The 17,004-nt window shown below is 55.2% G+C and carries 25 protein-coding genes and 1 tRNA gene; 14 read left to right on the forward strand and 12 right to left on the reverse strand.

The features are described from left to right. Positions 1-82 precede the first annotated feature (82 nt). The 4 genes from bet (at position 83) to N2A98_RS15400 (ending at position 3,780) form a co-directional block, all read left to right on the forward strand. Positions 83-889 (forward strand): phage recombination protein Bet, encoded by an 807-nt coding sequence (gene bet, locus N2A98_RS15385; RefSeq protein WP_275623615.1) that lies wholly within the window; start codon positions 83-85, stop codon positions 887-889. Continuing rightward, complete coding sequence (locus N2A98_RS15390) at positions 886-2,514, forward strand: YqaJ viral recombinase family protein (RefSeq protein ID WP_275622276.1); 1,629 nt, start codon at positions 886-888, stop codon at positions 2,512-2,514. Before bet ends, N2A98_RS15390 begins: the two co-directional genes overlap by 4 nt. 342 nt (positions 2,515-2,856) lie before the next feature. Beyond that, entirely contained in the window at positions 2,857-3,210 is a 354-nt protein-coding gene (locus N2A98_RS15395) for a hypothetical protein (protein ID WP_186931865.1), read from the forward strand. An 81-nt stretch (positions 3,211-3,291) separates the two neighbouring features. Continuing rightward, the gene (locus N2A98_RS15400; protein ID WP_186931864.1) at positions 3,292-3,780 is read left to right on the forward strand and encodes a hypothetical protein; all 489 of its coding nucleotides are present in this window, start codon (positions 3,292-3,294) and stop codon (positions 3,778-3,780) included. Between the two features lie 102 nt (positions 3,781-3,882). Here N2A98_RS15400 and N2A98_RS15405 read toward each other — a convergent pair whose 3' ends face one another. After that, positions 3,883-4,662, reverse strand: a complete 780-nt coding sequence (locus N2A98_RS15405) for a TIR domain-containing protein (protein ID WP_186931863.1) — start codon at positions 4,660-4,662, stop codon at positions 3,883-3,885. Positions 4,663-4,818: 156 nt separating this feature from the next. On the opposite strand from N2A98_RS15405, the gene N2A98_RS15410 reads away from it, so the two are divergent. After that, a complete protein-coding gene (locus N2A98_RS15410; protein WP_275622277.1) occupies positions 4,819-5,418 on the forward strand; it encodes a hypothetical protein in 600 nt (199 codons plus the stop codon). Positions 5,419-5,579: 161 nt separating this feature from the next. Here N2A98_RS15410 and N2A98_RS15415 read toward each other — a convergent pair whose 3' ends face one another. Beyond that, entirely contained in the window at positions 5,580-6,233 is a 654-nt protein-coding gene (locus N2A98_RS15415) for a hypothetical protein (RefSeq protein ID WP_275622278.1), read from the reverse strand. Between the two features lie 183 nt (positions 6,234-6,416). Between N2A98_RS15415 and N2A98_RS15420 the strand changes: the two genes are divergently transcribed. Further along, positions 6,417-6,539 (forward strand): hypothetical protein, encoded by a 123-nt coding sequence (locus N2A98_RS15420; protein ID WP_275622279.1) that lies wholly within the window; start codon positions 6,417-6,419, stop codon positions 6,537-6,539. Positions 6,540-6,620: 81 nt separating this feature from the next. Next, complete coding sequence (locus tag N2A98_RS15425; RefSeq protein ID WP_275622280.1) at positions 6,621-6,995, forward strand: hypothetical protein; 375 nt, start codon at positions 6,621-6,623, stop codon at positions 6,993-6,995. Here the strand turns inward: N2A98_RS15425 and N2A98_RS15430 are convergent. Next, entirely contained in the window at positions 6,992-7,645 is a 654-nt protein-coding gene (locus N2A98_RS15430; protein ID WP_275622281.1) for a hypothetical protein, read from the reverse strand. The genes N2A98_RS15425 and N2A98_RS15430 overlap by 4 nt on opposite strands. A gap of 74 nt (positions 7,646-7,719) precedes the next feature. On the opposite strand from N2A98_RS15430, the gene N2A98_RS15435 reads away from it, so the two are divergent. Then, positions 7,720-8,109, forward strand: a complete 390-nt coding sequence (locus N2A98_RS15435) for a hypothetical protein (RefSeq protein WP_275622282.1) — start codon at positions 7,720-7,722, stop codon at positions 8,107-8,109. 44 nt (positions 8,110-8,153) lie between these two features. Here the strand turns inward: N2A98_RS15435 and N2A98_RS15440 are convergent, their stop codons facing one another. The 3 genes from N2A98_RS15440 to N2A98_RS15450 all read right to left on the reverse strand — a co-directional run bounded on the left by N2A98_RS15440 (position 8,154) and on the right by N2A98_RS15450 (position 10,654). After that, complete coding sequence (locus N2A98_RS15440; protein ID WP_275622283.1) at positions 8,154-8,801, reverse strand: hypothetical protein; 648 nt, start codon at positions 8,799-8,801, stop codon at positions 8,154-8,156. 59 nt (positions 8,802-8,860) lie between these two features. Further along, the gene (locus N2A98_RS15445; RefSeq protein WP_275622284.1) at positions 8,861-9,094 is read right to left on the reverse strand and encodes a hypothetical protein; all 234 of its coding nucleotides are present in this window, start codon (positions 9,092-9,094) and stop codon (positions 8,861-8,863) included. Between the two features lie 387 nt (positions 9,095-9,481). Further along, positions 9,482-10,654, reverse strand: a complete 1,173-nt coding sequence (locus N2A98_RS15450) for a hypothetical protein (RefSeq protein ID WP_275622285.1) — start codon at positions 10,652-10,654, stop codon at positions 9,482-9,484. A gap of 128 nt (positions 10,655-10,782) precedes the next feature. Here N2A98_RS15450 and N2A98_RS15455 point away from each other — a divergent pair, with 128 nt between their 5' ends. Beyond that, positions 10,783-11,184: an HNH endonuclease gene (locus N2A98_RS15455; protein WP_034117614.1), complete on the forward strand. Its 402-nt coding sequence runs from the start codon at positions 10,783-10,785 to the stop codon at positions 11,182-11,184. Continuing rightward, entirely contained in the window at positions 11,181-11,501 is a 321-nt protein-coding gene (locus tag N2A98_RS15460) for a hypothetical protein (protein ID WP_275622286.1), read from the forward strand. Before N2A98_RS15455 ends, N2A98_RS15460 begins: the two co-directional genes overlap by 4 nt. Before the next feature lie 35 nt (positions 11,502-11,536). On the opposite strand, the gene N2A98_RS15465 is transcribed toward N2A98_RS15460, so the two are convergent. Further along, positions 11,537-11,728: a hypothetical protein gene (locus N2A98_RS15465; protein WP_275622287.1), complete on the reverse strand. Its 192-nt coding sequence runs from the start codon at positions 11,726-11,728 to the stop codon at positions 11,537-11,539. A gap of 174 nt (positions 11,729-11,902) precedes the next feature. On the opposite strand from N2A98_RS15465, the gene N2A98_RS15470 reads away from it, so the two are divergent. Genes N2A98_RS15470 through N2A98_RS15480 form a run of 3 tightly spaced genes read left to right on the forward strand, consistent with a single transcriptional unit; the run spans position 11,903 to position 13,450 of the window. Further along, positions 11,903-12,133, forward strand: coding sequence for a hypothetical protein (locus N2A98_RS15470; RefSeq protein ID WP_275622288.1), 231 nt, complete (start codon positions 11,903-11,905; stop codon positions 12,131-12,133). A gap of 11 nt (positions 12,134-12,144) precedes the next feature. After that, positions 12,145-12,381 carry a DUF4224 domain-containing protein gene (locus N2A98_RS15475; protein ID WP_275622289.1) on the forward strand — a complete coding sequence of 79 codons (237 nt, stop codon included), beginning with the start codon at positions 12,145-12,147 and terminating at the stop codon, positions 12,379-12,381. Between the two features lie 4 nt (positions 12,382-12,385). Then, positions 12,386-13,450 carry a tyrosine-type recombinase/integrase gene (locus N2A98_RS15480; protein ID WP_275622290.1) on the forward strand — a complete coding sequence of 355 codons (1,065 nt, stop codon included), beginning with the start codon at positions 12,386-12,388 and terminating at the stop codon, positions 13,448-13,450. Between the two features lie 127 nt (positions 13,451-13,577). Here the strand turns inward: N2A98_RS15480 and N2A98_RS15485 are convergent. Next, positions 13,578-13,668, reverse strand: a tRNA-Ser gene (locus N2A98_RS15485). A gap of 152 nt (positions 13,669-13,820) precedes the next feature. Between N2A98_RS15485 and N2A98_RS15490 the strand changes: the two genes are divergently transcribed. Further along, complete coding sequence (locus N2A98_RS15490; RefSeq protein WP_003192030.1) at positions 13,821-14,492, forward strand: Bax inhibitor-1/YccA family protein; 672 nt, start codon at positions 13,821-13,823, stop codon at positions 14,490-14,492. Positions 14,493-14,563: 71 nt separating this feature from the next. Here the strand turns inward: N2A98_RS15490 and murB are convergent, their stop codons facing one another. Genes murB through N2A98_RS15510 form a run of 4 tightly spaced genes read right to left on the reverse strand, consistent with a single transcriptional unit; the run spans position 14,564 to position 16,990 of the window. After that, entirely contained in the window at positions 14,564-15,583 is a 1,020-nt protein-coding gene (murB, locus tag N2A98_RS15495; protein WP_044273963.1) for a UDP-N-acetylmuramate dehydrogenase, read from the reverse strand. Continuing rightward, positions 15,580-16,044, reverse strand: a complete 465-nt coding sequence (locus tag N2A98_RS15500) for a low molecular weight protein-tyrosine-phosphatase (RefSeq protein WP_044273962.1) — start codon at positions 16,042-16,044, stop codon at positions 15,580-15,582. The genes murB and N2A98_RS15500 overlap by 4 nt, the downstream gene beginning before the upstream one ends. Further along, positions 16,044-16,808 carry a 3-deoxy-manno-octulosonate cytidylyltransferase gene (gene kdsB, locus N2A98_RS15505; protein WP_044273961.1) on the reverse strand — a complete coding sequence of 255 codons (765 nt, stop codon included), beginning with the start codon at positions 16,806-16,808 and terminating at the stop codon, positions 16,044-16,046. The genes N2A98_RS15500 and kdsB overlap by 1 nt, the downstream gene beginning before the upstream one ends. Next, a complete protein-coding gene (locus tag N2A98_RS15510) occupies positions 16,805-16,990 on the reverse strand; it encodes a Trm112 family protein (protein WP_003174668.1) in 186 nt (61 codons plus the stop codon). Before N2A98_RS15510 ends, kdsB begins: the two co-directional genes overlap by 4 nt. Positions 16,991-17,004: the final 14 nt, after the last annotated feature.

Genomic DNA, 17,004 nt, shown 5'->3' on the forward strand with positions numbered 1-17,004 from the left:
TAAGAACGTTTATCAACTCTTATTTCCCCTTCCCCTTTTATCGCTGCGAGCATCGCGGCAAGGATTCCCCATGTCCGCAGTAATGAAGCAGGACGACAACACACCTCCAATGTCGGAGGCCGCGCTCGTTGAAGTGCTGAGCAGCAGCCTCTACCCCGGCGCTGAAAAGAACTCGGTTGTGATGGTCCTGGCCTACTGCCAGGCCGCACTCCTGGACCCGATGTTGAAGCCGGTGCACATCGTTCCGATCTGGAACTCCAAGACGAAAAAGATGCAGGACACGGTGATGCCCGGCATCGGCCTTTACCGCATCCAGGCGGCACGCACCGGCCAGTACGCCGGAATCAGCGAGCCGGAATACGGCCCGCCAGTAACTGCGAAGCTGAGCGGTGTAGAGGTCACTTATCCCGAATGGTGCCGCGTGACCGTCAAGCGGCAGATGAGCAACGGCTTGGTTGCCGAATACACGGCCAATGAGCGCTGGCTTGAAAACTACGCAACATCAAGCAAGGACACCGCGGCGCCCAACGCCATGTGGAAGCGTCGAGCATTTGCCCAGCTCGCCAAATGCGCCGAGGCCCAGGCTCTGCGCAAAGCATTCCCCGAAGTCGGATCTGCGCCAACGGCTGACGAGATGGAAGGAAAGACATTCGAGGACGCCGCCAAAGACGTTTCGCCGGCGCGGCAGCCCCCACCGGAACCGGACGCCAAGCCTGCCTATCCCGACGAGCTGCTGGCTGAAAACATCGAGAAGTGGCAGCCACTGATCGACGCCGGTCGCACTAGTCCAGAACACATTATTTCCAACGTCATCAGCAAGTACTCGTTGCGCGATGACCAGATCGAAACCATCACCAACCTCAAAGCCCTCGATGGAGACGCAGCATGAAAATTCACAACGTAGCTCAAGGCTCTGCCGAGTGGCTTGCCCTCCGCGCCAAGTTCCGCACCGCCTCCGAAGCTCCGGCAATGATGGGCGCCTCTAAGTATCAATCCCGCACCGACCTGCTGATCGCCAAGAAGACGGGCATCACGCCGGACGTCACACCTTCTCAGCAGTTTGTCTTCGACAAGGGACACGCAACCGAAGCCCTGGCGCGCCCACTGACCGAGGCATTGATCGGCGAAGAGCTTTATCCGATCGTCGCTACCGAGGGCAATCTGCTCGCCTCCATGGACGGCGCCACAATGCTCGGCGAGACGCTGTTCGAGCACAAGCTTTGGAATGAGTCGGTCGTGGCTCAGGTGAGGGCCGGCGACCTGGCCCCGCACTACTACTGGCAGCTTGAGCAGCAACTGCTGGTGAGCGGCGCCGAGCGAGTGATCTTTGTTTGCTCGGATGGCACGTCGGAAAACTTCGTGCACATGGAGTACCGGCCCGTCGCCGGGCGCGCGGCCCAGTTGATCGAAGGCTGGAAACAGTTCGAGGCAGACCTGGCCAACTTCGAGATGGCCGACGCGCCTTCAATCGTCGTCGGCAAGGCACCTGACGAGCTGCCAGCCCTGCACATCGAGCTGACCGGCATGGTTACCGCCAGCAACCTGAAGGTGTTCGAAGACTCGGCGCTGGCTGTCATCGACTCGGTGAAAACTACGCTCTCTACGGACCAGGACTTCGCCGACGCAAAGAAGGCGGTCAAATGGTGTGGCGATGTCGAGGAAGCTGTCGCTGTCGCCAAGAAGCAAGCCCTGTCGCAGACCCAAAGTATCGACGAGCTGTTTTCGTCGCTGGATCGCATCGGTGCGCATGCCCGCGAGACCCGCCTGAAGGTCGACAAGTTGGTGAAGGCTCAAGAGCTTCTGGTGAAGACCAACATCAAGCAAAAAGCCGAACTGGCGCTGGCGGATCACATCGCCGCAATCAACAAGACGCTGGGCAAAGTCACACTGCCTCATGTCGTTTCTGATTTCGCCGGCGCCATGAAGAACAAGCGCACCATCGCCAGCCTCCAGGACGCAGTAGATACCGAGCTGGCCCGGGCGAAGATCGATGCAAGTCAGGCAGCGGACAGTATTCGCTTGAACCTGACCAGCCTGGCGGAGCTCGCCGTTGATCACGCTTTCCTGTTCAGCGACGTGCAGCAGCTGGTCACCAAAGCCAACGATGACCTGGTGACGCTGATCAAATTCCGAATCTCCGAACACCAGAAGGCGGAGAAGGAAAAGGCCGACGCGAAGCGCATTGCTGAAGAGCAGGAAGCCCAGCACCTGGCGACCATCAAGCCAGAGCCGGTCATGGAGAAGGTGGCAACACCAGAGCCTGTCCGCACTGCTCCGGTCCAGGCAGCGGTCCCCGTAGCCCAAGCTGCTAAGCCAGTAACGAGCCACGCGGTCGAGCAGGTAGCGCTGCAGGCCAACGTGACGGACTTCGAGGCACTGATCAAAGCGGTGGCATATGGTCAGGCACCGATCACGCTGCTTTTGGTGAACTGGGAAGCGCTCGACGCAATGGTCGCAGTCCAGGGTTCAGCCTTCAGCATGGCCGGAGTGACACTCAGCAAGGCGGCAGCATGAGATGGGACGCCCACAAGGCTGCTGATCCAGAGGTAGCCGCCGCCCTGCCCCGTTACGTCGACGCGGGCATTCTTGCCGCGTCTAAGGCCCTCGGCAGGTCCACTCGCGCACTTAACCGGATCGCCGCAGAGCATGGTGTCGAGTTCTCAACCTGCACAGCCAAGACGATGGAAGCGCGACGGAGGGCCAGGGCCTCGTTGGTCACTCAGGTCAAAGCGCTAGCCGAATCACGCACCCACCAGGCAGAGATCTGTTCTGCCTTAGGTATCACCCGTGCCGCACTGCGCGAGATCGCCGAGATCAATCACATCAATATCGACAATCGCTCAAGAGGTGCCCGGAATGCATCCGACACTTGAAGTACACAATCAGGAACAAGCGAACCTGGAGGCGGCGAAAGCTGCCTTCTTCGCATCTGGCGGAACAGCTCAATTCATCCGGCCAGGTGTAGGCAAAGACAGCCCGAGGATTTCGCACGAACCGATGCGGCCTTACGGCTACGCGCGAATTGCCCCGAAAACGAAGCGCGGCCGAGTTATCACGGCGGACGACGAAGTGGTGATCTGCGCCCAGCTTTTGGAATGCAAGAAATCAGGCATGACCCGGTACAAGGCCAGCAAGCACGTCGGCATCAGCGAGACGCTTTGTCGGCGCCTGATTGCTGATCACTCGCTCGACTTCCCAAAGGCTGGCTGATGCGTCGCGTATCTAGACCACAGCAACGCAAACGTCAAACCTGGCTCGCCCTGCCGGCCAGCGGAATAGAAGAGGTAGGCCATGGCTGCCGAACAGAAGGAACGTACAGCCAAACTTGCCGAGAAACGGCAGGAACTGGGCGAGCACGAATTGCGGCACACAGTCCCGTACGGTACCCGGCAGATGCTCGGCGAGTTGATGCGCCGGCATGAGATAGAGGAAGTCAGCGAGGCGGTGCAGCTGCTAGTGCTGAATGGTCAGGCCGAGGATCTGCCGCCGGCGCCGCCGAAAGTCAAAGGGCCGTCCGACATCATCCGCCACTACTTCCGCGAAAGGATGCGCGAACGACTGGCGGCGCTCACCGCCGACCTGGGCGAGACAAAGGATCGAGCCACTATCTGGCGACTGATCGCGCACGCCCACTCGCTGGGCGCCGAGAAGTCCGCTTACCTGCTCGTAATTCCGCGCCACGTTATGACTGTATCTGAAAACGTGGCGCGTAAATTACGGCAAGCAGGCTTCGCCGAATCGCTCCAAATGAACGCCGAAGACGACGGCGAGAACGACTGACAACCCACCCTACTCGCTGCGTCCGGTCACGAATATGGCGCCTTACCGAGATAAACAATACTAATTTGGAACAGCGTAAAGACACCTCGACAGAGCACCTCATCAATCACCCTTCATAGTGTTTGATATTACATGCTCTATACCCGCGCGATGAACACCCATGCTAGCTAATCGCTCAGCACAACCCTCTTCACTTACGCCCTCGGCTCGCCACTTCAAAACCTTAGACACCAGCTCACTAAATACGAATATTGGCGTCCTCGACATATCTCTTTTAGCACCAGCGTCCTCACCTCGAACTTCTAATTCCCGGATACGATTAGAAAGCACTCTAGTATTATTTAGAATCTCTGAAAGAATACTCTTATCAGTTCTAGGAGGGATATTTGCTTTAGCAGGAAAAGTTTCCAATATATCTTTAAATTTTGCATCAAATTGCGGCCAATAGGTATCAAACACCTGCCTTAAGACTTTATCACTAAGCCGCTGTACGTCTAAACAGCTATTTAGAGAGCTAATTAAACCCCACATGCTGTCTGAATCAGCAGTCGTGTGGTTAAACTGAGCGAGTGGATCTTCAATATCTTTGGGCTCTAGATCGATCAAAAAAGTGCAAACCCGATTGGTATTAAGCCCCTTTGCCAAGGCACCAGTTTCAAAAAGTATCCAAGGCTTATCTTTATTCTCCTGGGTGAGGCAGACGATACCAGCAGCCGTATCCTTCAATTGGTCAGATATTTCTGAAAACCAGATAGAGCCCTTATCAATCCCTCGGGTAGATATCCAGGGATTTGACGCCTGAAGAACACACTTAATCCATTCATTCATTAATTCGGCGACTGCTTGACTGCGAGTGCCTGACCAACTGATGAAAACCTTCATGACCTGTCCCTAGACGTCTAATAATTACGAGACGCTAATGTCTCATAGCCAGCATTAATAAATCCACCACCCCCGTTGCATCCGATCACGGATGGAAGCATGTGCATTGAGGAACACCATGAGAAAAAGCCATAAGTCAATCAAGCGTCACGCAACGTGCTGGCCTACTCCGTAGAGACCAACGACCCTGAAGAATCCAACATTCAATTTGCCACCTCGAACGCGGCGGCCAGGCGCCAGAGTGCGGATGAGATTGGCACGGACTTCAGCGCAGTGTCATGCCGGCGAGCGCATTGGGCCGACCAATATGCGGGCCAGCGCTTTATCCCGGCAAAAGCCTACATCGACGCAGGCTGGTGGTTCGGCTGCAACCATTGCGGCGCCAAGTGCGATAGTGATGCCAGCTACTGGGATGAAGAAACCGAAACCGATATCGCACTGGACCTGGTGTTCGATGCCCGCGTGGTCTACTGCTCTACGGAGTGCAAATCCAGACATGAAGCCGAGGTCGCGGCACGCAATGCAAGATTCGAAGAGTTCAAGATCAGGGTGGTGGCCACCGGGCCTGGGGTCACCTTCACCGAGTTCACCGGCGGTTACCCCTGGTGCGGCAACAAAGGACTGTTCACTTTCCCCGGCGCCCAGTACGGCGGCTCGGTCACTGACACGGAAGAAGGCGCAGAGCTGAAATGGTATGTGGCCCAGGGCGACAAGGCCGCATGGGACTACTTCATCGCAGAACGACCTGCCGCCTGACCCTACGGCGCTGCCCGCCAGCGCCTTCCCTTATACAAAGATAACGCCGGCCCCGCGAGGAAAAGGCTTTTCAATTACTAGCGCCTATTGGCATAAATAACCCCACGCATTAAATAGCAGTACGAAATCCCCGACACAAGTTCTAATTAATGCAGAGCTACTTAGCTAGACAGCTTGGACTTCAAAAACACTTCCATATCAGCCAATGCCTGAATGAGGTCAGTCGTAAAAGCCGCGGATGCCTGCTCCGCCGTTTCGAAAGCGATAACTTTATCTGCCTGAAATAACCCACAATAAAATTCTTTAGCTTGCTCAGTCATTTCAGGATTAGCATTGACAAGGAGTTTTTTTACAGCCGCCTCCAATTCGCGGTACAACTCTTTTAACCTGTTTAACGGCTCTACTACACCCCTTCCCCAGGCTGCTTCGCATCCAAGCGTCGCAGCTTCGAGACGAGCTTTCGCTGAAAGCACCGCAGCATGCTTGTCTTTCATAGCATCCGAGAATACTACGTATCGCGCAACTTGTGCCTCTAGCGATATTGAAGAAACACCGAAGTCGAAGGCATTGGGGAGAAAAACGAATGCGCGCGCAGCAAATAATGCGTCTCTAAATGTAAACAATTCGACCAATGCCTCCATTGCCAAGCTGTGGTCTGAACTGCCCTTGAGCTGTTTTCTCCAAGCAGATAAGCCCTGGGATCCGAAATAAATAGCGGCACTCACACCAACGAGTGAAACAGCGGTTCCGACCAGACTAAAAACATCCTTGGTTAGTGACCAATCAACATCAGTGATAGCAAGACAGATATTCATAACTTCCCTAGTAAGCACCTAATGACAGCAAGTATGTCAGCGAGGAGTACCAATGCCTACAGAAACCAGCAGAATTGTCTGTCAGTTTAGCTGTGGCGCCGCGTCGGCGTCGACGGGCCATTCAACGGCACCACAGCGCACCACGAACGCCTGCGCAAAGAACGCGACAAGCTTGCACCTTCCGTGCGTGCCGAAGCAGCCAAGGGCGTCGTGGCCAGCGTGACAGCGAAGAACCTGGGCATGCACATCAAGCGCGTGACGCTGATCGCCCAGGAGAACGGCTTCAAGTTCGCCGACACCCCATGAGGCGGATCAACAACCAGGTGCGACAACGCAGGCGCCAGGCATGGCTTGATTTGCCAGCACATGAAATCGAAGAGGTAGGCCATGGCCGAGGAAGAACAGCAGCCGACGGCGGAAGCCTTGAAGCAGCGACGCAAGCGCGAGAAGGCAGCAGCGAAGGACGCTGCATTGGGCGTCGAGAAGTTTACGGTTGAAGTGGCCGGGGTGTTCAAGGGCGATCTTCGCAAGGTGATGAAGGCCCACGGCATCAACAACCAGCAGGATATCCACCAGCGGCTCCTCATAAACCTAATCGCCGCCGACTTCGAAACTCAGGCGCAGATGCTCAAGTGTGTCACGACACCTTTTGTCGTTACTGAAAAGGTGTCGCAGATCATCAGGGCAGCCGGGCTGAAGTCGCTCGCCGACGATCCGCCAGAACCAGAAGATGAGATATTTTTGGCAGATACTCCTAGTTAGGCATCTTCCATACGCTTAACTTTTTCCCATTCACTTTTCAAAATAATTTGTGCTTTCGCGACTACAACACCGCCAATATCAATAATTTTTGAATAAGTAGCCGCAGCTTGAACGTAATTGTTTAAGGCAGCAAGTAACTCTTTTGACTCAACTTCATTAGGATTGATCAGCAGTTCAATTTTAGCAAAATGAAATCGTGCCCGAGAAAGCTTGGATGAGAACTCAGCGTACTTTGTTTCGTAAATATCTTGATTCCTTCTGAACTCTTCTACGGTTGCGCCTTCCACCCAGGACGTATCGACGATTGCCTGTGACAGCGTATGAACGTCGTTTCCGATAGAAAGAATGCCGGCGACCTCCTCTCGGAGCGTATTGATCCATTCCTGTCTGCTTTTCGCTAATGCCTCAGTTTTACTCTGATACCGCAACGCTACCGCATTGCGTTCTGCTAACTTTTCTTGACTTGAAATCGTCCGCTGAAATGTCGAGCTGTTGTATATCGAACCTGCAACAACTGCGATGGCAGTTAATAGAAAGCCAAACAAGGTGACCCAGTCTGTGCCTGTATCGACTATCGCCTTGATTTCAGGCACGCGATAAAGCGTGACCATCAAATTTTCAATTCCCACAGATTCACCTACTGACTCCATTTTGGTCACCCGTAATACCCCATATCAACGAATCACGCCAGCCGGCGAGGCAGGCGCACGCTTGGAGATAACCCATGAGCACCTTTGCAGTGTTTGGAATGACCCTTGATGTCGCCATGGCCGAGGCCAGAAAGACCGTCAAAACCACCCGGCCCGACCCAAAGCGCCCCGGCCACAAGATCGAACTGTCGGTTGATGACTGGCTGTACAAGGTCGCCCAGAAGGCCGAACAGATCATGGGGGGGGTCAGGGTAAAACAGCTAAGCCCGCTCTTCGACGCACCGCAGTATGCAGAGCACTTCATTGAGCTTGCGCGCAAGGGCAGTAAGTGCCGCGACATGCGGATAAAGGCCAAGCGCACGCTGGTCGACGCCCAGGGCAAACTGATAATCAACCCGAAGACAAAGGCGCCAAAGGTTGGGTTTACTGAATGGCCGCTAAGCCAAGAGAGCAATGCTGCCTAATCAGTCTTTGTTTTAGGTGCTCAACCTTTGGCTTTGATGCAACCTTAGGCGTCATCTAATATTTTAAACATTTCTGAGCGGTAGAACTCCCGCAGATCTTCTATGGTTTCGTAGCGCTTCATTGACAAATCAATCGAAAGAGCGGCTAGCTTTGTAATAGTTGCTTTGTTCGCTTCAATTTCCTTGTATAACTTCTGCATCTGCTCCTGCTTAACTGGCTGCCCCTTAAGAGACCACTCCAAAAGAGTTTGGGCGCCCTGTGTGGCTCTAGAAACTAAGCTCTCGTATAAGGCGGAGTGGCGATCAACCATGCTTAGCAAGTGATCAACAACTCGATCGTATTGGCCAAGCCTCGTTGCTTCCGAGGCTTGCTTAATTTGCTCTTGTTGAGAGTCAAAAGTCTCGCGCTGGAGCGCCTGCATGGATTTAAACTCGGCGCGCTGAGTATCCAGAAGTTCGCGCTGAAGATAGACAGTTTTCAAAACTGCCAACAGCGTAATAAAAGACACTAACGGCCCAAGTGTCCCACCAATATATCCACCAAAATTAGACCAGTCTGCCGAAGTGCTAGAGAACCCGCCGCCAAAGCTGCCCTTATAAAAATATATAGCAAATGCAAAAGCTATCAGCACAACGAAAACGGAGGCAAACCAAAAACTCACCACTAAGCCAAAAATTTTACCAAGCTTCACTTACTGCCTCCTTTAATTTAAAAATATGTAAACGAGATTTAACCATCTACACACATTACCTATACTCCGTTCTCAGCAATAAGCCTGGCCCCGACCTCACGCCCAGCAACCTGCGCCAGGCCACGGTCAACATAGGTTCGGTCACCGGCGACAACCGGCACCACCACTTCACTACCGCGCTTCACCTCGACGTTGATTCGCCAGGTCTCCCGGCCCTCATCGTCCTTGTCGCACTCCATGTAGTTCCAAACCTGAAAGCCTTCGATCTCATCGTAAATATCGTGCTTTGTCATGGTCCAGCCCATTTAGAGGAAGGGGCCATCGTAGCACCACACCGCCCGGGCATGGCCCGGCAAGGACTCCCCATGCCTACAGAAACACATCGGCAAGAACAGCTTCCGAGCTTGGCAGCCGGGGCCAACCTAAATCCAGCAACTTGGTCCGATTTCGTACGACACCTGCGCTATGACTTCAACAGTGAGCGGGCTTTAGACTACTGCACTGCTGTCGCCATCATCATTTTTCGAGGCCCGCCGCATCGCTTGCAGGCTGGACATGGATTACACCAAAAAGCGCACCATATGAAGCGCAACGTCACCCACCCCGCTGAACTAAATATAGAGGGCGGTACAGGGCAATATTGCATGCATATTAAGATTGCCCTCACTAAGGGTAGCGGGTCATACAAGCTTACGAAAATCCTCGATGAACATCTTGGGGGTCCAACCTTTAGTCAGTCCGGAAATCAAAAACTCATCCATTAAATCAAGCCCAACGTCGGCGACTGGCTCCAATATTTTTACTGCGGCAGGTCCAACAAGAGTACCGAGTGGGCCGGCGATGAGGGTACCCACCCCCATACCAATCGAAGTCATTGCCACATTTTTGACCATCTTTCCTTTGAAGGTCTGAAAAAAGCCCTTTGCATTCGCAACAGCGTTCAAATACTCAGCAGCTATCTGATCAGTAAGTCGTTCATCGGCGGACACCTGCGCCAACCACGCTCGAAACTTCTTGCTCTTCCCTTTGCCTCTAAGTTTTATCAGATTTGAAAATGGATCATTAATTTTTGAGAAGGCCTCGGCGAAGTTTGGTAAATTTTCAATCCTAGCCAACTCAGAATAACTCTTAACAACTGGATAAGCTTGTTCCAACTTTGCAACAGAACTCTCAAAAAAACTATAAAACTCCTTTTCTCCAAACGACACCATTCCGCTCTCAAGGAGAAAAGAAAACTGAAGCAGATCTTCTGCGCATCTTCCTAGTAGCTCTCTCTGCGGTTTTTTCAACTCCATCAAGTCAACATCCATAGAGTTGAATCCATACACGTCTAGCTTTGAGCTTCTATAAGCAGATTGAGCAAGTTGAACTGCGCTATGGCTGAGCTCCGGCTTCGGTACCTTATAACAGTCTCGTGCCTTTCTTAATAAAGTTCGCCGCTCACGACGCTTCATTGGCTTAGTATAAAACCTTAAGCCCGCCTCTAAAGATGCTTCAGGATCGGAATACACTGGTTCTGTTTGAACCCCTGAAACCAGCGGATTTAAACCAGATATACCACTATCCCAATGAGCAATAAATGGCGTCCAAAGTACGAATTCTAACGCATTTTGCTCAATCAACTCCTCCACCTGCTTAACCTCCATAAAAGTCAACATCAGAGTAAGCGGCACATTCTCCCCGTATACCTTATGAGACACTTTATCAAACAACATCAAGTTTTCAAAAAGAGATGATTTTAAATTTTGATGTGCCACATGAAAGTTATCAGCATCAACCTTACTCACGGGCACGCTTTTAAATAAGTACTTCCGTGCAAAATCATTCTGTGATCGACAAAACAAATTACTCATCACTCACCACTCCGTCACACGCACCACGTTCGAACAACAGAAAAATAGCTAACTTTAACCAGCATATCTCATAACGATGCTACCCCCCTCCCCCTTCAAAGTCAGCCGCTATAGCGGCAAGGATACCTATGCGCCTGAAGAAAGCTGAGCGCGAGCAAGTGCGCCTGAAATACGGCGGTCACTGCGCCTACTGCGGTGTTCTGCTGGGTGATCGGTGGCACGCCGACCACCTGGCGCCTGTCGTGCGTGAGCTGCTGTCCAAGCAGACCGCTGCCGGCACCTGGAAACTGGTATCGGGCAAGCCACTGCGACCCGAGCATGACGTGCTGGAGAACATGATGCCTGCCTGCGCGCCCTGCAACATCAGCAAGGGCGGTCAGACGCTGGAAGGTTGGCGCAGCTGGATCTCAAGACACGTCGAGTCGCTGAACAACTACACCCCAATCTACCGCCTGGCCAAGGCATATGGCCTGATCGCCGAGACAGGCGCGCCGGTGGTGTTCCACTTCGAAAAGGAGCAGCAGCCATGATCGCCCCCCCTCTGGTTCGCCTACGTCTTCATCTACAAGGGGCCAAGGCCATGAACGATACACCGAAGAGTCTCGGCTGGATGGACCACGGAAAGACAAATTGCGGTCTTCTGGTAATGAGCCGCTGGGATAGCCCAGATCGCGATGACAACACCAAAGACCTGCATCGCTTTGTTAGAGACGTGAAGCGCACCGGGCTCGTTCACTCCCTCATTGAGCGTTACGAGGGCGACCAATTCCCTGAATGGGTTGGCGAGCTGCACTGCGACGATTTGCAGTGTCAGTGCCAGCGCTACCTCCGCCCCAAACAAGCCTAACCCCAATCCCCCTACATGCCTGCCGGTGAGCCGACCTAAGGCAGCTGGCTATCGATCCAACGCTCGGCCGCAACCATCGCCTCATCCAGCGCAGTCGGGTAATCAGGCCAAGGGCCTTCCAACTCTGCTGCAACTTCCCCCAGACCATCAATATGCACCGGCTCAATGATCCTGGCACCAATAGGGGCCTCGTCATTCGGGCGGTTCCAGACAAACTTGAGAAACATTACGTGGCCCCGGTAAGCGTGCGCTATCGGAGCATCGAAGTTGTGTGACACGTCCATGCCTCATCACGAACTTAATTGAACCCTTTTGTACACCGCTTCGGACCTGTTTGAAAGATAGGCAGAAAGCTATCACTCAATTCCCGTATATGCCGCCCAGCGCGGCAAGGACACCCCATGTTCGCTATGAAACTCACCCTGATACTGCTGGGCGCTTTGCTGTACCTGGTGGGAACACTCGGCTGGTTCGGCTGGCTCGGGCTCGACCTGCTAGACACCGGCACCACCGAGGCACTGCTCTACGCCTTCGTGGGCACCTGCGCCTGGCTGCTGATCACATTTGGCTTGGCCATCCACATCATCAAGACGGCACGCCCCGCGAGCCCTCTCGACAAACCAGAGGTATAGAGGTGCACACAATGGAAATGCAAAGCGAAACCCTCGCCGAAGAAGAGATTGCGGCAATCACTGGCTATATGATCCCCTCGCGCCAGATCGCGTGGCTCAACCTGCATGGATGGAAGTACGTGCTCACCCGGGCGCGCAGGCCAGTTGTGGGCCGGGTATACGCCCGGATGAAGCTGGCAGGCGTAAAACCGTCAGCAGAAAACGTTGCGGCCGAAGCCTGGTCGTTGGACTTGTCACGGGTAGGATAAAACGATGCGAGCGAAAAAGGCGGCAAACAGGGACCTGCCGCCGCGAATGATTCGGCGCGTACGCACGCTGAAAGGCGGTAAAGAATGGGTGGGCTACTACTACGACGGGAGGAATGAAGACGGGAAGCGGGTGGAAATCCCGCTCGGGGGTGATTTGGATGTCGCCAAGGCTGAATGGGCAAAGCTTGATTGCAAGCCGGTACCGAAAAAGAACGCCCTGTTGACCCAGGTGTTTGACCGTTACGAGCGGGAGATCATCCCAGGCAAGAAGCCCAAGACGCAGAGCGACAACCTGCTGAGCCTTAAACAGCTTCGCAAGGCTTTCAACGACGCTCCTATTGATGCAGTTTCGCCACAGATCATCGCGCAGTACCGGGACAGCCGGACTGCCAAAGTTCGGGCCAATAGGGAGATATCCCTGCTTTCCCACATCTACAACATAGCGCGGGAGTGGGGGCTAACCGAGAATAACCCTGCCGCCGGCGTACGCAAGAACAAAGAGGTGCCTCGAGACTTCTATGCCACAGAGGAAATCTGGGGGGCCGTGTACGCAGTCGCGGCTTCAGAGCTACGTGACGCGATGGACCTGGCCTACCTGACCGCCCAGCGCCCGGCGGACACGCTGTCGATGCGGGAGGCTGACGCCGTTAGCGAATTCCTGCAGGTGTCCCAGGGCAAGACATCTAAGAAGTTGCGAATTCGCCTGACCGCTGCTGGTGCACTCAACGATTTGGGCGCCCTGGTTGCAAGACTGATAGAGCAAAGGCGCTCGCGTGGCGTACGAAACCCCTACCTTATAATCACCGAAGACGGCAGGCAGGTGACCAAGCACATGCTCCGCCTACGCTTTGACGACGCTCGCGACAAAGCAATAGCCATCGCCAGAGAGGCAGGCGACGGCGTTCTTGCGACGAGTATTCGACAGTTTCAGTTCCGTGACATACGGCCAAAAGCTGCCAGTGAGATCCTTGATTTAGGCGACGCCAGCCGCCTCCTGGGGCATACGGACAAGCGGATAACCGAGACGGTTTACCGACGTGTCGGGGAGATCGTGAAGCCGACACGCTGACCGAGATACGCCACAAGTTGCGGAAACTGCCTGAAATGATGCGGAAACGATGAGGCTTTAGGTTTTCTGCCGAACCAAACCCCAGAAACGCAAAAGCCCCGCATTCGCGGGGCTTTCGTGTGAATCTTGGCGGGAAACCAGGGATTCGAACCCTGGAGACGCTATTAACGTCCGCCGGTTTTCAAGACCGGTGCATTCAACCACTCTGCCAATTTCCCTTGTGCATCACAGGATTATAGTAGCCCATCCCGTGTCAGCGGGCGCCATAATACCCGAATGAAACACACTGTCAAACTCTCTGCATCGCTTGTTACAGGGCGTCTGTTATGATCTTTGCGACTGAACGTTTCAAAACTGAAGGAGTGTCGCCATGCGCGAACAGAATTACGCAGTGAATGGCAACGCGCAGGCTGAGCAGCTTGAAGTCAGCCGCGTGTTGCGCAACACCTACGGCTTGCTCGCCCTTACCCTCGCATTCAGCGGCGTGATGGCTTACGTGGCCCAGCAGATGCGCGTCGGTTACCCGAATATCTTTGTCGTGTTGATCGGCTTCTACGGTCTGTTCTTCCTGACCAACAAGCTGCGTGACTCGGCCTGGGGCCTGGTGTCGGCGTTTGCCTTGACCGGTTTCATGGGCTTTATCCTCGGCCCGATCCTCAACCGTTACCTGGGCATGGCCGGCGGTGCGGAAGTGGTCAGTTCGGCATTTGCCATGACCGCCCTGGTGTTTGGTGGTCTGTCGGCCTACGTGCTGATCAGCCGTAAGGACATGAGCTTCCTGGGTGGCTTCATCACCGCAGGTTTCTTCGTGTTGCTGGCGGCCGTGGTGGCCAGCATGTTCTTCCAGATCAGCGGCCTGCAACTGGCGATCAGCGCGGGTTTTGTGCTGTTTTCCTCGGTGTGCATCCTGTTCCAGACCAGCGCCATCATCCATGGCGGTGAGCGTAACTACATCATGGCGACCATCAGCCTGTATGTGTCGATCTACAACCTGTTCATCAGCCTGTTGCAGATCTTCGGCATCATGAGCCGCGATGACTGATCAGCCAGCGCCATAAAAAATGCCCCGTATCGCAAGATACGGGGCATTTTCATTTTCAGGCCCGATAAAGCTCAGTACTGATTGGGTTCCATTTCCAGCTCGACCTTGAAGCGCGTGAAGATATCTTGCTGGATGCGTAGCGCCAGCTGGGCAATCTCCTGCCCGGTGGCGGTGCCGTAGTTGACCAGCACCAGCGCTTGCAGCTTGTGCACGCCCGCATCGCCCTCCCGGAAGCCCTTCCAACCGGCCTTGTCGATCAGCCAGCCGGCGGCGAGTTTCATCTGGCCGTCGGCCTGAGGATAGGCCACCATGTCTGGATACTGGCTTTGCAGCTCCACAGCCAGGGCTTGGGGCACCAGCGGATTCTTGAAGAAGCTGCCCGCATTGCCCAGCTCTGCCGGGTCTGGCAGTTTCTCGCGGCGAATGCTGCAGATCGCGCGGCTCACATCGCTTGGCGTGGCGTGGGTGACGCCCTGCGCGGTCAGGCGCTGTTGCACCGGGCCGTAGTCGAGTTTCAGGTGAGTGGCGCGGCTGAGGGCAAAGCGTACCCGCAGGATCAGCCAACGCCCGACTTCGTGCTTGAACAGGCTGTCACGGTAAGCAAAGTTGCATTCGTCGAGGCTGAAGTCCCGCAGTTCACCCGTCTGGCGATCCAGCGCGGTTAGGCCGGCGAAGACATCCTTGATCTCTACGCCATAGGCACCGATGTTCTGCATCGGCGCGGCACCGACAGTGCCGGGGATCAGGCTGAGGTTTTCCAGGCCGCAAAAGCCGTGTTCAAGCGTCCACAGCACAAACGGATGCCAGGCTTCACCCGCTTCGGCTTCGACCACCACGTGCGTGCCATCGTCGCTCAGCACGCGAATGCCTTGGGTCGCCATACGCAACACCAGCGCCGGAATATCCTGGGTCAACAGTAAATTGCTGCCGCCACCGATCACCAGCAACGGCACCGCGTGTGCCGAGGCATAGGCGATGGCCTCGCGCACGTCAGCATCACTGTGGGCTTCCGCGAACAATTGCGCGCTCACATCGATGCCAAAGCTGTTGAATGGCTTGAGCGATACCTGCGCAAGCACTTGCAAGGTCATAGCCGCCCCTTCAATTCGATCACCAATAAATCACAGGCGCGTTCGATCAGGTCCAGGACCCGTTCGAAACCTTGCTCACCTTCATAGTAAGGGTCTGGCACCTCGTCCACTTCGCCATCAAAGCGACGCAGGAATAGATCCAGCTCCGCCTTGCCCTGCCCCGGCTGCATGGCCTTGAGGTTGCGCAGGTTGCTGTTGTCCATGGCCAGGATCAGGTCATAGCGGGCAAAGTCCGCGCGGGAAACCTGCTGGGCACGCTGGCTCGACAAGTCATAGCCACGCGCCAGCGCCGCACGTTGGCTGCGCTGGTCCGGCGGGTTGCCGACATGCCATTCGCCGGTACCAGCAGACGCCACCTCAACCTGGCCCGCCAAGCCGGCTTCGCGCAATTTATGGCGCAAGATGCCTTCAGCGGTTGGCGAGCGGCAGATATTGCCCAGGCATACAAACAGAACTTCCATCAGGCGCCCAGCAGGCGACGGACGCGTTCGAGGTCTTCCTGAGTGTCGACACCGGCTGGCGGTGCTTCCAAGGCATCGCCCACGTGGATACGCACGCCGTGCCAGAGCGCACGCAGTTGCTCCAGGGACTCGGTATTCTCCAGCCAGCACGGGCCCCAGCTGACGAAGTCATGCAGGAAACCGGCGCGGTAAGCGTAAATGCCGATATGGCGGCGATACGGCACACCTTCCGGCAACACATCAGGGCGCTTGGCGAAGGCATCGCGCGCCCAGGGCAGCACTGAACGACTGAACGTCAAGGCCAGGCCGTTGATATCGCTGACGACCTTCACCACGCTCGGGTTGAGCAGCGTCTCAAGGTCTTCGATCGGCTCGGCCAGGGTCGCCATGCGCGCTTCGGCGTCGGCAGCCAGGTTGGCTGCGACCTGGTCAATGATGCTTGGCGGGATCAACGGCTCGTCACCCTGCACGTTCACCACGATAGCGTCGGGGGCCAGACCAAGCTTGGTCGCCACTTCGGCCAGGCGGTCAGTGCCGGAATTATGGTCTTCGCGGGTCAGGACCGCTTCGGCACCAAAACCCTTGCACGCCTCGATAATACGCGGGTCATCGGTGGCCACAACCACGCGCTCGGCGCTGCTTTTGCACGCTTGCTCCCACACCAGCTGAACCATCGGCTTATCGCCGATCATTTGCAACGGTTTGCCCGGCAGGCGCGTCGAGGCATAGCGCGAGGGGATGACAACGGTAAAGGCGGTGGTCATTTATCCAGGCGCTCATCGGTGGTCAGGGTACGGGCTTCGCTTTCGAGCATCACCGGGATGCCATCACGGATAGGGTAAGCCAGGCCGGCACCTTTGCTGATCAGCTCGGTTTTGTCGGCGCTGAGCTTGAGCGGGCCTTTGCAGATCGGGCAAGCGAGGATATCGAGCAGTTTGGTGTCCATGAGTGTTTCCTGGA

Source organism: Pseudomonas sp. FJ2-5-13 (assembly GCF_029201605.1).
Classification (GTDB): Bacteria; Pseudomonadota; Gammaproteobacteria; order Pseudomonadales; family Pseudomonadaceae; genus Aquipseudomonas; species Aquipseudomonas lactis.

Bases quoted from the DNA above. Each gene is read 5' to 3' on its own strand.
- bet (WP_275623615.1), top strand. From the start codon at position 83: ATGAAGCAGGACGACAACACACCTCCAATGTCGGAGGCCGCGCTCGTT.
- N2A98_RS15390 (WP_275622276.1), top strand. From the start codon at position 886: ATGAAAATTCACAACGTAGCTCAAGGCTCTGCCGAGTGGCTTGCCCTC.
- N2A98_RS15395 (WP_186931865.1), top strand. From the start codon at position 2,857: ATGCATCCGACACTTGAAGTACACAATCAGGAACAAGCGAACCTGGAG.
- N2A98_RS15400 (WP_186931864.1), top strand. From the start codon at position 3,292: ATGGCTGCCGAACAGAAGGAACGTACAGCCAAACTTGCCGAGAAACGG.
- N2A98_RS15405 (WP_186931863.1), bottom strand. From the start codon at position 4,662: ATGAAGGTTTTCATCAGTTGGTCAGGCACTCGCAGTCAAGCAGTCGCC.
- N2A98_RS15415 (WP_275622278.1), bottom strand. From the start codon at position 6,233: ATGAATATCTGTCTTGCTATCACTGATGTTGATTGGTCACTAACCAAG.
- N2A98_RS15425 (WP_275622280.1), top strand. From the start codon at position 6,621: ATGGCCGAGGAAGAACAGCAGCCGACGGCGGAAGCCTTGAAGCAGCGA.
- N2A98_RS15430 (WP_275622281.1), bottom strand. From the start codon at position 7,645: ATGGAGTCAGTAGGTGAATCTGTGGGAATTGAAAATTTGATGGTCACG.
- N2A98_RS15435 (WP_275622282.1), top strand. From the start codon at position 7,720: ATGAGCACCTTTGCAGTGTTTGGAATGACCCTTGATGTCGCCATGGCC.
- N2A98_RS15445 (WP_275622284.1), bottom strand. From the start codon at position 9,094: ATGACAAAGCACGATATTTACGATGAGATCGAAGGCTTTCAGGTTTGG.
- N2A98_RS15450 (WP_275622285.1), bottom strand. From the start codon at position 10,654: ATGAGTAATTTGTTTTGTCGATCACAGAATGATTTTGCACGGAAGTAC.
- N2A98_RS15455 (WP_034117614.1), top strand. From the start codon at position 10,783: ATGCGCCTGAAGAAAGCTGAGCGCGAGCAAGTGCGCCTGAAATACGGC.
- N2A98_RS15460 (WP_275622286.1), top strand. From the start codon at position 11,181: ATGATCGCCCCCCCTCTGGTTCGCCTACGTCTTCATCTACAAGGGGCC.
- N2A98_RS15465 (WP_275622287.1), bottom strand. From the start codon at position 11,728: ATGTTTCTCAAGTTTGTCTGGAACCGCCCGAATGACGAGGCCCCTATT.
- N2A98_RS15470 (WP_275622288.1), top strand. From the start codon at position 11,903: ATGTTCGCTATGAAACTCACCCTGATACTGCTGGGCGCTTTGCTGTAC.
- N2A98_RS15475 (WP_275622289.1), top strand. From the start codon at position 12,145: ATGGAAATGCAAAGCGAAACCCTCGCCGAAGAAGAGATTGCGGCAATC.
- N2A98_RS15480 (WP_275622290.1), top strand. From the start codon at position 12,386: ATGCGAGCGAAAAAGGCGGCAAACAGGGACCTGCCGCCGCGAATGATT.
- N2A98_RS15490 (WP_003192030.1), top strand. From the start codon at position 13,821: ATGCGCGAACAGAATTACGCAGTGAATGGCAACGCGCAGGCTGAGCAG.
- murB (WP_044273963.1), bottom strand. From the start codon at position 15,583: ATGACCTTGCAAGTGCTTGCGCAGGTATCGCTCAAGCCATTCAACAGC.
- N2A98_RS15500 (WP_044273962.1), bottom strand. From the start codon at position 16,044: ATGGAAGTTCTGTTTGTATGCCTGGGCAATATCTGCCGCTCGCCAACC.
- kdsB (WP_044273961.1), bottom strand. From the start codon at position 16,808: ATGACCACCGCCTTTACCGTTGTCATCCCCTCGCGCTATGCCTCGACG.
- N2A98_RS15510 (WP_003174668.1), bottom strand. From the start codon at position 16,990: ATGGACACCAAACTGCTCGATATCCTCGCTTGCCCGATCTGCAAAGGC.